The sequence below is a fragment of the Corynebacterium sp. KPL1986 genome, from assembly GCF_000477975.1.
Taxonomy (GTDB): domain Bacteria; phylum Actinomycetota; class Actinomycetes; order Mycobacteriales; family Mycobacteriaceae; genus Corynebacterium; species Corynebacterium accolens.
The window spans coordinates 812,051-823,500 of sequence record NZ_KI515719.1 but is presented as its reverse complement, the minus strand read 5'-3'; the positions used below and the strand labels follow the sequence as shown (position 1 = coordinate 823,500).

Below are 11,450 nucleotides of genomic sequence, written 5' to 3'. Positions count from 1 at the left end.
GCTTGGAGGTTCTTATGGTCGATCACGCACGTGCGGCGCGGCTAGCAAAACGAATTCAGGAAATCGTGGCTAGCGCGATTGAGCTGCAGATTAAGGATCGCCGCCTGGAGATGGTCACCGTGACCGATGCCCGCGTCACCGGTGATTTGCACGACGCTACCGTCTTTTACACGGTGCGCGGCCACGATATCGAGGCAGAACCCGATTATGACCAGGCTGAGGAAGCACTCAAGCGCGCGAAGGGGCAGTTGCGCAAGATCGTTGGCGATCAGCTCTCCGTGCGCTTTACCCCAACCCTGACGTTTGAGCTCGATACCGTCCCAGAGGCCTCCGCGCACATGGAAGAGCTTTTGGCGCGCGCTCGGGCCCGCGATGAAGAGCTAGCGAAGCTGAAGGAAAATGCCCAGCCCGCGGGTGAGGCCAACCCATATAAGACCTCCGATGAAGACGAGGCTTAAGTGACCCGCAAGGAATATCAGGACGCAGTCGATGCCATCTCCGGCGCGCAAAGCATCTGTATTATCACCCACTTGCGCCCGGATGCCGATGCCATTGGTTCGGCCACGGCACTGCTCTTAGCCATGCAGCAAAGCGGGAAGGATGCCTGCGCGGTCATCGGCCAGGATAAGGACTTTGCGCCTAACCTTTACTCCATTCCAGGAGCGGATCAGGTCAAGGTCACCCGAGAGCTACCGCAGGGCTATGACGTTTATGTCACCGTGGATTGCGGGTCGATCGACCGCACCGGCCTATTTTCCGCAGACATCGCCGAGCTGGCGGCGGCAGGGCGCGTGTTGTGCATCGATCACCACTCATCCAATCCTGGATTTGGCTCCGTGAACTTGGTTGATTCAGAGTGCGAGTCCACCACGGTGGCCATCTTGACCATCCTGGACATGCTGTCGGTGCAGATAGAAAACACCATCGCGCATTGCCTGTACGCCGGCCTTTTGACCGATACGGGTAGTTTCCGGTGGGGCAGGCCCGCCATGCACGATGTGGCCACCCGTTTGATGCACTATGGCCTGGACACCAAGCAGATCGCCACGGATTTACTCGATGCCACGACCCCTGATGATCTGCAGATGGTCGGCCGCGTGCTCGCGGGACTGCGCATTGAACATGCCGGTGAGCTGGGCATAGGTATCCTCATCGCGGGCCTAGCCGATATCGAAGGTCATTCGGACTCCGCAGTGGAATCCCTGGTGGATTTCGTGCGCGCCCTTGAGGGCACGCAGTTGGGCGTGGTCTTTAAGGAGCAGTCGGCCGGGATTTGGGCGGTATCGCTGCGTTCGACGGCGATCAATTGCGCAGAACTTGCAGCTCAATTTGGCGGCGGCGGGCATGTTCCGGCTGCCGGGTACATGACACAGGGAAGCGAAGAAGCCATCGTTGCGGAGCTGGTGAGTGCCATCGATGAGCACTAGGCAGTCAACCCCCACGACAGTAAGCGCACGCGAGGTCTTTGGCCTCGCGTTTCCTGCGCTTGGCGTCCTGGCCGCGATGCCGCTCTACCTCCTGCTCGATACCGCAGTGGTGGGGCGCTTGGGTGCCCAGGAACTGGCTTCGCTCGCCGCGGCAACCACGATCCATACCGTGGTGACCACGCAGCTGACCTTCTTGTCCTACGGCACCACGGCCCGCTCGTCCCGCCTGTTTGGCGCTGGAAAGCGCGCCGAGGCTGTAGCGGAAGGCGTGCAAGCTACCTATGTGGCTTTAGGCGTCGGCGGGCTTTTGGCCATTATTATGTGGATCTTCGGCGGCGTATTTGCCCAGTGGCTTACCGGAGATCCCACTACGGCGGCCGGCACCGCGCTGTGGCTGCGGATCGCCGCGCTGGCCATTCCCGTAACACTGGTGGAAATGGCCGGAAATGGCTGGATGCGCGGCGTACAAAATACCAAGAAGCCGCTCTATTTCACCCTCGCCGGAATGATTCCCGGTGCCATTGCCGTGCCTGCATTCGTGTACTGGTGGGGCCTTGCCGGTTCTGCCATCGCCACCGTAATGGGAATGAGCATTATCGCGAGCCTCTTCGTGCGCGAGCTGTATAAACAGCACGAAGGCTCGTGGGCATTTCGTTGGCACATCGTGCGCGAACAGCTCATCTTGGGCCGCGATCTGATCTTGCGCTCCGCCAGCTTCCAGGTGGCCTTTCTTACCGCCACGGCCGTGGTGTCCCGCGTGGGCACTGCGGCCTTGGGTGGCCACCAAATCATGATGCAGCTGTGGAATTTCATGTCGCTGATTTTGGACTCCCTGGCTATTGCCGCCCAGGCCTTGACCGGCGCAGCTTTGGGCGCTGGTTCGGCGCGCCACGCGCGCAGCGTGGGAAGCAAGGTAGTGATGTATTCCACCATCTTTTCCGCCTTCCTCGCACTGGTTTTCGCCGCCGGGGCCGGGGTCATCCCGCGCGTGTTTACCTCCTCGCAGGAGGTCATTGATGCCATGAGCCAACCGTGGTGGATCCTCGTTGGCATGGTCATCGCCGGCGGCGTGGTCTTTGCCCTCGACGGTGTTTTGCTGGGAGCAGGGGACGCGGCATTCCTGCGCAGCCTGACCATTGCCTCGGTGCTTTTGGGATTTTTGCCTGGGGTGCTCCTCGCGCATGCCATGGGCACGGGCCTTACCGGTGTGTGGTGCGGCTTGGCCGCGTTCATTTCCTTCCGCCTGATTGGCGTGGTCTACCGCTTCTATTCCATGAAATGGGCTGTAATAGCAGAGTAGTACCTGCGCTACAGTGGCTGTAGCGAGTAATAACAGCACTTTAGAATATGAATGAGGAAGGCGGGTGGGAGCGGCAATGCCAACGTTATGGGCAGTAGCAGACCTGCACGGCGCAATCAGTGATAACTTTGCGCGCATTGCAGAGCTAGCCCCACCAGATCCCGCAGATTGGCTCATTGTGGCAGGCGATGTTGCAGAGCGCAGCGAGCTTATCGTGCGCATCTTGCGGGACTTGGCCGCACGCTATGACACCGTCATTTGGGCACCGGGCAATCACGAGTTATTTTCCCGTTCCCAAGACCAGTACAAGGGGCGCGAAAAATACGATCACCTGGTTGCCGCCTGCCGGGCGATCGGCGTTATCACCCCGGAGGACCCTTACCCGGTTTTTAATGGGATAACGATCGTGCCACTTTTTACCCTGTATGACTACAGTTTCCGCCCACCGGGGACCTCGGTGGAAGAAGCGGTGCAGCAGGCGCGTGCCAAAAAGCTCGTCATGACCGATGAGGTAGCTATCGCGCCCTTCGTAGATGTGCGCGCGTGGTGTTGGGACCGCTTGGCGTATTCCATTAAGCGTTTATCCCGAGTGCAGGGCCCCACCATCTTGGTCAACCACTGGCCATTGGTGCAGGAGCCCACGATGGTGCTGCGCTTCCCGGAAATCGCCCTGTGGAGCGGCTCGCGCCATACGCGTTCGTGGCCGCGACGATACAAGGCAGAGGCAGTCATTTACGGCCACCTGCACACGCCCTCAAAGATGAATGTGGATGGGGTAGACCATATCGAAGTCTCCCTAGGTTACCCGCGCGAATGGCGTAACCAGCCGCACCGTATTGCCTGGCCATACCCAGTTACCTCAACCTTTGGGGAGGTGAATTAATGCTTTATCCCGACCTATTCCCAGAAACTACCCGTTATTGCTATGTGCGTACGGATGCCCGCGAGTCCGACCTGCTCAACTATGAGCATCTTGACCCTAAAGAACAGTCCATAGTCTCGCACGCGGTTGGTATCCGGAAATCCGAATTTGGCGATGCCCGCTGGTGTGCGCACCAGGCCCTGCGCGAGCTGGGCTTTACAGGCTCGAACCCGATCCTGCGCGGGGAGCGGGGCATGCCGCTGTGGCCCGAAGGATTCATTGGATCTATGACGCATACGGAGGGCCTGCGCGCAGCGGTGGTGGCCTCCACCACGGATTTTCGCTCCATTGGCCTTGATGCGGAGCCGGCGCAGCGCCTGCCCGATCACGTCTTGACCATGATCGCTCGGGCCGGGGAAATGCCGCAGCTGCCCCGCCTAGAAAAGGCTGGGGTGCACTGCCCAGACCGCCTGCTGTTTTGCGCCAAGGAGGCCACCTATAAGGCGTGGTTTCCCATGACGCATCGGTGGCTGGATTTCGATCAAGCAGAGATCGATATCCGCGAGGATGGCACCTTCATTTCCTATATCCTAGCCCGCCCCACGCCAGTGCCGTTTATCACCGGGAAGTGGATTCTAGAGGGCGGTTATGTCGTGGTTTCTACGCTGGTTCCGGCCCTTGATTTTTCAGCCTGAACAGAAACCCGCTCAGATCTCCTCGAGCAATCCCTCAGCCACCGACTTAGAGGGTGGACGGCCGCGCCACAAAGACCGTGGCCAGCCTTTTGCCCTTCTCCTTAATGAGCGCGATGGCCTGGCCATTGGGGGCTACCGCCGCATGAACCCCGGACAGCCCGCGCGGCTCTAACCATTTGCCCATCGCTAAAGCGGCGGCCTCGTCCTCGGTGACGGGCAGGACGGGGAAACTGCGCTTGAGCGCCTCATCGAGGCTCAAGGATAGGCTGGGGTTTTCGGCAAGATCGTTGAGGAGGTGGGCATCGGCAAGCGCAAAGGGCCCCACCGTAGTGCGGCGCAGGGCGGTTAAATGCCCGCCGACGCCCAGGGCCTCGCCCATATCGCGCGCCAAGGAGCGGATATAGGTGCCGGAGGAACACTCCACGGATACATCGAGGTCAATAAAATCGCCCTCGGCGCGCAGGTCATGAATATCAAAGCTGTGGACGGTGACCGGGCGGGCCGGGATATCTACCTCTTTGCCCTCCCGCACCAATTCATGCGCCCTTTTGCCTTTGATCTTGATGGCGGACACCGCGGCGGGCTTTTGCATAATCTCGCCGGTCAATGCGGCAACTTCGGCCTCGATGGCGGAACGGTGCAGTGCGGCCGCAGGCTTGCCCCAGCGAAATTCGCCCTCGGCATCATCGGTGGTGGTAGAAGCGCCGAGGCGGATGGTAGCTGAATAAGACTTGGTGGAGGCGACCATGTGCGCGAGGAATTTGGTGCCGCGTTCGATGCCGAGGACCAGCACCCCTGTCGCCATGGGATCCAGGGTGCCGGCATGGCCGACCTTTTTAGTGTGAAAATACCTGCGTAGGCGGTTAACAACATCGTGAGAGGTCATGCCGGCAGGCTTATCAACAATGACAAGTCCGGAATGTGCGAGCGCATCAGTCATAGGGTACAAGTCTATGCTCTACGATGGATTCCGTGGATATTTGTTACGGAATCGATGACATCCCCGCGGATGTGGGGCCGACCTCGGTAACCATTGGCGTCTTCGATGGCTTGCACCGCGGCCATCAGCAGCTCGTTTCTGCCTGCGTGGAGCATGCGCGGGCGAATAATCAGGTCCCCGTCATGGTGACCTTTGACCCGCACCCGGTCTCGGTTTTCTTGCCGGAGCGCGCCCCGGTGTCCGTGGTGAGCTTCGAGCGCAGGCTGGAGCTCGCGGAAGAAATGGGCATCGAGATGGTGCTTGTCATTGACTTCACCAAGGAGCTTGAGGGGGTGGAGCCGCGCCCCTATGTGCGCGACCTTTTGGTGGGCAAACTCCATGCGCAGCACGTGGTGGTGGGGGAGAACTTCACCTTCGGCGCTGGGGCCAGCGGCACCGCGGAAGCCATGCGGCAGCTGGGCGAGGAGTTTGGATTCAGCGTCGATATCATCCCGCTGCTGGATGAAGACGGCGTTCAGATTTGTTCCACCTATATTCGCCAGAGCCTGTCCCGGGGCGCAATAGAATCGGCGAATTGGGCGCTTGGCCGGCACTTTACGGTGACCGGTCCCGTGGTGCGCGGCGCGGGGCGCGGCGGCAAGGAGCTGGGCTTTCCCACGGCCAACCAGTATTTCCCAGATACCGTAGCCATTCCCGCGGATGGGGTGTATGCGGGATGGTTCATTGTCCATTCCGAATCGCCCCTCGACGGGGACATGCAGCCCGAAGTGGCCTATGCCGCTGCGATTTCCGTGGGCACGAATCCCACCTTTGGTGATGAAGAGCGCTCCGTGGAGTCTTTCGTCTTGGACCGCGATGCCGATCTTTATGGCTATGAGGCAACCGTGAAATTCGTGGGCCACCTGCGCGATATGGTGAAGTTCCATTCCGTCGATGAGCTTTTGGAAGCCATGGCCCAAGACGTCGCTGCCGCCCGCACGGTGCTGGCTGCCGATGCCCGCGCGCAAGGCTGCAATAGCGAAGACTATTTCTTAAAGGAGAAGTAAATGAAGGCGATCCTCGATCTTGATACCGGCATTGATGATGCCCTGGCCCTGGCCTATGCCTTGGCCCACCCCGATCTTGAGCTCATCGGAGTGACGTGCACCTATGGCAATGTCACCGTTCCGCTGGCGGTGCGCAATACCCTGGCCCTGCTGGAATTGCTAGATAGGCCCGATATCCCGGTCTTTGCCGGCCCCAGCCCGGACGGTTTCCAGCCCAGCGAGATTTCCTCGTTCATTCACGGCCAGAATGGCGTGGGCGAGGTCGCGCTTACCTCGTCCGATAAGACCGAGGACGCCCAGTCGGCCACGGAGTTCCTCTTGCAGGCCGTGCGCGATTACGGCGATGAACTGGTCATTATCCCCACCGGTCCGTCGACGACCATCGCCCAGGCCATGCTTGCCGATGCCACCTTTGCCACCAACGCCCACATCGTCATGATGGGCGGGGCGCTGACCGTTCCCGGCAACGTATCCGCGTGGGCTGAGGCCAATATTTCCCAGGACCCGGATGCTACGGATTACCTCTTCCGCCACAGCAGCGATGTCACCATGGTGGGCCTTGATGTCACCCTGCGCACCCTCTTGACGGAAAAGGAAACCGCGAGGTGGCGGGCAACAGGAACGGCCGCGGGCGAGATTTTCGCCGATATGGTGGATTACTATATCCGCGCTTATGCCACCACGGCGCCTCACTTGGGCGGCTGCGGCCTGCACGATCCGCTGGCCGTGGCGGTAGCCGCCGATCCGTCGTTGGTGGAGGTCGTCGAGACCAATATGAAAACCGATACCGAAGGCCCCACCCGCGGGCGCACCATCGCGGACGAAACTAGGCTGAGCCAGGAACCGACCGCGAAGGTCGCCGTGGGCGTGGACAACGAGCGGTTTGTCAGTGAATTTGTAGACCGCCTCGAAGAACTTTTCCGCACGGTGGGCGCCAAGTAGTGCAGCGTTTTGATTTGCCACGCTAATTGGCTGTAAGATGACCAGTTGGCTTAGCGACTGTGGTTCACGACAGTTGCGGCACGCGGAGTTCGCCACGGCGGCGCTGCGCGTTGAAGAATAGTGTGGACTGAAATAAAGGAGAAATACTCATGGCATTGACCACTGAGAAGAAGGCCGAAATCCTCAAGGAGTACGGCCTGCACGAGACCGACACCGGTTCCCCCGAGGCACAGGTTGCCCTGCTGACCTCCCGCATCAACACTTTGACGGAGCACCTGAAGTTCCACAAGCACGATCACCACTCCCGTCGTGGTCTGCTGCTGATGGTTGGTCGTCGTCGTGGCCTGCTGAAGTACTTGGCAGAAAACAACGTGGATCGTTACCGTGATCTGATTTCCCGCCTGGGCCTGCGCCGCTAATTGCGACGCGGCTGCGGCCGAATTTTTCCCCTTGCCCTGCGGCAAGGGGAATTAGTGGTTTTATACCCTCTTAATCCTTGTAGGGAGCAGGGGCGTTTGTAATTGCCGTAGCTCAAAAGTGCGGAATCTCTGTTAGAATTTTCACCGTTGTCAAAAACAATGTGGAAAAGGCGGCACCGACGATCGCCTAAAACATTCAAGGAGAATTACTAGATGAGCGTTCAGAACTCCGTAGAGTTCAATATCGATGAAGAATTCGGTATTACCGAAGCTATCGCTGTCCTCGACAACGGGGACTTTGGCACCCGCACGGTACGTTTCGAAACCGGCCAGTTGGCCCGCCAGGCAGATGGTTCCGTAACTACGTACCTCGATGATGACACGATGCTGCTGGCCACCACGACTGCCTCGAACCAGCCGCGCGAGAACTTTGACTTCTTCCCACTTACCGTGGACGTGGAAGAGCGCATGTACGCAGCCGGCAAGATCCCCGGCTCCTTCTTCCGCCGCGAGGGGCGTCCCTCCACCGAGGCCATCTTGGCCTGCCGCCTCATCGACCGCCCGCTGCGCCCCACCTTTGTCAAGGGCCTGCGCAACGAAGTGCAGGTGGTCATCACCGTCCTGTCGCAGGACCCAGAAGAGTACTACGACGTCGTAGCCATCAACGGCGCGTCCGCAGCAACCCAGCTTTCCGGCCTGCCGGTCTCCGGCGCCGTCGGCGGCGTGCGCATGGCGCTCATCGCTGATGACAAGCACCCAGAAGGCCAGTGGGTGGCGTTCCCGAACCACGAGCAGCACGAGCGCGCGCTGTTTGAAATGGTGGTCGCAGGCCGCATCGTTACTAAGGGCCGTAAAGAAGACGTCGCCATCATGATGGTGGAAGCTGGCGCCGGCACCAACGTTGCTGAGCGCATTGCCGATGGCGCCCCGGCACCGCAAGAAGCCGCCGTCGCCGAGGGCCTCGAGGCAGCCAAGCCGTTCATCAAGACCCTGTGTGAGGCCCAGAACGGCCTGGCAGAGCGCACCGCCAAGGAGACCCAGGAGTTCCCGCTCTTCCCAGCGTATGAAGACGATGTCTTCGCCGCCGTGGAAAAGGCCGCTTCCAAGAAGCTGGAGAGCTTGCTGACGATCCCGGGCAAGCAGGAGCGCGACGAGGCCACGAACGAACACATGGAGCAGGTCGAACAAGACCTGCTGCCGCAGTTTGCTGACCTGGAAGAGGCAGTGGCCTCCAAGCAGATTCGCGCTGCTTATAACGAGGTCATGAAGAAGATCGTGCGCCGCAAGATCTTGACCGATGGCTTCCGCATCGATGGCCGCGGGCTAACCGATATCCGCGACCTGTCCGTTGAAGTTGACTTGGTACCACGCGCGCACGGTTCTTCCTTGTTCGAGCGCGGTGAGACGCAGATCCTCGGTGTCACCACCCTGGATATGTTGAAGATGGAGCAGCAGATCGACTCGCTTACTCCTATCGAGTCCAAGCGTTACATGCACCACTACAACTTCCCGCCATTTTCTACCGGTGAGACCGGCCGCGTGGGCTCACCCAAGCGCCGCGAAATCGGCCACGGTGCGCTCGCCGAGCGCGCCCTGCTTCCGGTCATCCCGTCGCGCGAGGATTTCCCGTATGCCATCCGCCAGGTCTCTGAGGCACTCGGCTCCAATGGTTCCACCTCCATGGGTTCAGTCTGCGCATCCACCCTGTCCCTCTACAACGCGGGTGTTCCGCTCAAGGCGCCGGTAGCCGGCATCGCCATGGGCTTGGTCTCCGGTGAGGTCAAGGGCAAGGAAAAGTTCGTGGCACTGACCGATATCCTCGGCGCCGAAGATGCCTTCGGCGACATGGACTTCAAGGTTGCAGGTACCTCCGAATTCATCACTGCGTTGCAGCTGGACACGAAGCTGGACGGCATTCCTTCTAAGGTCTTGGCCCAGGCGCTCGAACAGGCCCGCGATGCCCGCGCAACCATTCTGGAAACCATGGCTGAGGTCATCGATTCCCCAGATGAGATGTCTGGCCTAGCCCCGAAGATCACCTCGGTGAAAATTCCGGTCAACAAGATCGGTGAGCTCATCGGCCCTAAGGGCAAGACCATCAACCAGATCACCGAAGATACCGGTGCTGATGTCTCGATTGAGGACGACGGCACGGTCTACATCTCTGCAGTTACCGGCGAGGCCGCAGACGCTGCGATCGAAAAGGTTAACTCCATTGCCAACCCGCAGTTGCCCAAAGTGGGCGAGCGTTTCCTCGGCACGGTAGTCAAGACCGTTCCATTCGGCGCTTTCGTATCCTTGACCCCAGGCCGCGATGGATTGATCCACATCTCCAACCTGGGTGGGGACGAGCGCATCGAGAAGGTCGAAGATGTCGTAAACGTTGGCGATAAGGTACAGGTAGAAATCGCGGATATTGATAACCGCGGCAAGATCTCCTTGGTGCCAGTAGAGGACTAATCCCTCAGACGCTCTTTAGAGCAGTGGCCCTGTTTCCCGGATATGGTGGGAAACAGGGCCATTTTCTATGCCTGCGCCGTGATCACTTAGTTTTGGAAATCAAGCACGAGGCGTTTGGGGTTCTGCAAGAAGGTCACGGAATAAGGCGTTTGCTTCTTTAGCCCGATGACCAACTGCGTTTGCGCCTCGAAGGTGGTGGTGTAGTTGATCTCTTGCACAACACCGGCACCTGGGGTGATGCCAGAATCCATGAACCTTTGCTCTAACTCTGGTGTTGATGGCCACGGGGTGCCCTCGATACCAAGATTGAGGAATGTAGCGCCTTTGACCTCGACCGGAAGTCCCGAGGCCTGGTGGGCGGGCTGATCAGTATAAGTGGTAAACCACCCGGCTTCGCCGTCACCTTCGAGGTCAATCACCACGCGGGTAAAAGAATCATGCGCGGCTACCCGAATCCCAGTGGGAACGAGGCCACCCAGGCCAGGAGGAAGGTGGCGCTGATCCTCGAGGGAGGGCGTGCCCATGCCGCCAAAAGCAGGTTTTGGATCATTGCCCTGCGCGTGTTGCTGATGGTGGCTTAACGGGGCGGTGTCTTCTACCGTTTTGGTTGGGTCATCGGCAGTGGTTGTGGTAGAAGGCTCCGATTTCTCTGCCGCAGACGTGGTCGATTCCGCCGTGGAACTGGTTGATTCCTGCTGCGTGGCAAATGAGGCATCGGCGGCCTCGTCATCGCTGGGGCTAGCGCAAGCAGCCAGCGAGAGCATGCAGCTCATGCCGGCGCCAGCAGCGATAACGCGGGTGAGAGTAGATCGAGACATTGTGACCACTTCCTAGGTTGTCTACCTTGTTGTCTCTTTCAATTCTACCGGTACACAAGTGGCCCAACTGGGGAAGTGATGCAATTGTTGTACAAGGGAAAGTAGCGAAGGCGTGGGCCTAACGCTTCAATTGGACGAGCTGGATGAGATTACCCACGGTATCGTCAAAGACTGCGATAATGGAGGGGCCAACGTCGGTGGGCTCCATGGTAAAGTCCACGCCCTTGTCCTTGAGTTCGGCGTATTCTTTCTCCACATCCTGCGATAAGAATTGGGTGACCGGGATATTATCCGCCTTCAGCGCCTCGGTGTACGTCTTAGCGGCAGGGTGGCCCTTGGGCTCAAGGAGCAGTTCAACGCTGCCATCGCCGTCCGCGTTGGTGACCGTAAGCCACCGGAAATCGCCGTGTGTGACGTCATCTTTTACCCGGAAACCTAGGACATCGACATAAAAATCGTGGGCGCGAGCAACGTCATCTACTGGAACGGACGCAATATAAATCTGCATGACGCCCAGTCTAGCAGTGGTATTTTTGCCGTT

The 11,450-nt window shown here is 59.4% G+C and carries 12 protein-coding genes; 9 read left to right on the top strand and 3 right to left on the bottom strand.

Going from position 1 to position 11,450, the window contains the following annotated elements; genetic code table 11:
* The first annotated feature begins 14 nt into the window (after window positions 1-14).
* The 5 genes from rbfA to HMPREF1287_RS03815 all read left to right on the top strand — a co-directional run bounded on the left by rbfA (window position 15) and on the right by HMPREF1287_RS03815 (window position 4,284).
* Window positions 15-458: a 30S ribosome-binding factor RbfA gene (rbfA, locus tag HMPREF1287_RS03835; RefSeq protein ID WP_005278773.1), complete on the top strand. Its 444-nt coding sequence runs from the start codon at window positions 15-17 to the stop codon at window positions 456-458.
* A complete protein-coding gene (locus HMPREF1287_RS03830; protein ID WP_005283546.1) occupies window positions 459-1,427 on the top strand; it encodes a bifunctional oligoribonuclease/PAP phosphatase NrnA in 969 nt (322 codons plus the stop codon).
* A complete protein-coding gene (locus tag HMPREF1287_RS03825) occupies window positions 1,417-2,727 on the top strand; it encodes an MATE family efflux transporter (RefSeq protein WP_023017326.1) in 1,311 nt (436 codons plus the stop codon). The genes HMPREF1287_RS03830 and HMPREF1287_RS03825 overlap by 11 nt, the downstream gene beginning before the upstream one ends.
* 76 nt (window positions 2,728-2,803) lie before the next feature.
* Window positions 2,804-3,610 (top strand): metallophosphoesterase, encoded by an 807-nt coding sequence (locus HMPREF1287_RS03820; protein ID WP_023017327.1) that lies wholly within the window; start codon window positions 2,804-2,806, stop codon window positions 3,608-3,610.
* Window positions 3,610-4,284, top strand: a complete 675-nt coding sequence (locus HMPREF1287_RS03815; RefSeq protein ID WP_023017328.1) for a 4'-phosphopantetheinyl transferase — start codon at window positions 3,610-3,612, stop codon at window positions 4,282-4,284. The genes HMPREF1287_RS03820 and HMPREF1287_RS03815 overlap by 1 nt, the downstream gene beginning before the upstream one ends.
* Window positions 4,285-4,330: 46 nt before the next feature.
* On the opposite strand, the gene truB is transcribed toward HMPREF1287_RS03815, so the two are convergent.
* Window positions 4,331-5,224 (bottom strand): tRNA pseudouridine(55) synthase TruB, encoded by an 894-nt coding sequence (gene truB, locus HMPREF1287_RS03810; protein WP_023017329.1) that lies wholly within the window; start codon window positions 5,222-5,224, stop codon window positions 4,331-4,333.
* Between the two features lie 23 nt (window positions 5,225-5,247).
* Here truB and HMPREF1287_RS03805 point away from each other — a divergent pair, with 23 nt between their 5' ends.
* From HMPREF1287_RS03805 to HMPREF1287_RS03790, 4 genes are all read left to right on the top strand, one after another.
* Window positions 5,248-6,270 (top strand): bifunctional riboflavin kinase/FAD synthetase, encoded by a 1,023-nt coding sequence (locus HMPREF1287_RS03805; RefSeq protein ID WP_023017330.1) that lies wholly within the window; start codon window positions 5,248-5,250, stop codon window positions 6,268-6,270.
* On the top strand, window positions 6,271-7,212 hold the full coding sequence (locus HMPREF1287_RS03800; RefSeq protein ID WP_023017331.1) for a nucleoside hydrolase: 942 nt from the start codon (window positions 6,271-6,273) through the stop codon (window positions 7,210-7,212). It begins immediately after the preceding gene.
* Window positions 7,213-7,361: 149 nt separating this feature from the next.
* Entirely contained in the window at window positions 7,362-7,631 is a 270-nt protein-coding gene (rpsO, locus tag HMPREF1287_RS03795; RefSeq protein WP_005278802.1) for a 30S ribosomal protein S15, read from the top strand.
* A 213-nt stretch (window positions 7,632-7,844) separates the two neighbouring features.
* Complete coding sequence (locus HMPREF1287_RS03790; RefSeq protein ID WP_005278804.1) at window positions 7,845-10,091, top strand: polyribonucleotide nucleotidyltransferase; 2,247 nt, start codon at window positions 7,845-7,847, stop codon at window positions 10,089-10,091.
* Between the two features lie 86 nt (window positions 10,092-10,177).
* Here HMPREF1287_RS03790 and HMPREF1287_RS03785 read toward each other — a convergent pair whose 3' ends face one another.
* Together HMPREF1287_RS03785 and HMPREF1287_RS03780 are read right to left on the bottom strand one after the other, a co-directional pair.
* The gene (locus HMPREF1287_RS03785) at window positions 10,178-10,909 is read right to left on the bottom strand and encodes an AMIN domain-containing protein (RefSeq protein WP_023017332.1); all 732 of its coding nucleotides are present in this window, start codon (window positions 10,907-10,909) and stop codon (window positions 10,178-10,180) included.
* A gap of 118 nt (window positions 10,910-11,027) precedes the next feature.
* On the bottom strand, window positions 11,028-11,417 hold the full coding sequence (locus HMPREF1287_RS03780) for a VOC family protein (protein WP_005278808.1): 390 nt from the start codon (window positions 11,415-11,417) through the stop codon (window positions 11,028-11,030).
* Window positions 11,418-11,450 lie beyond the last annotated feature (33 nt).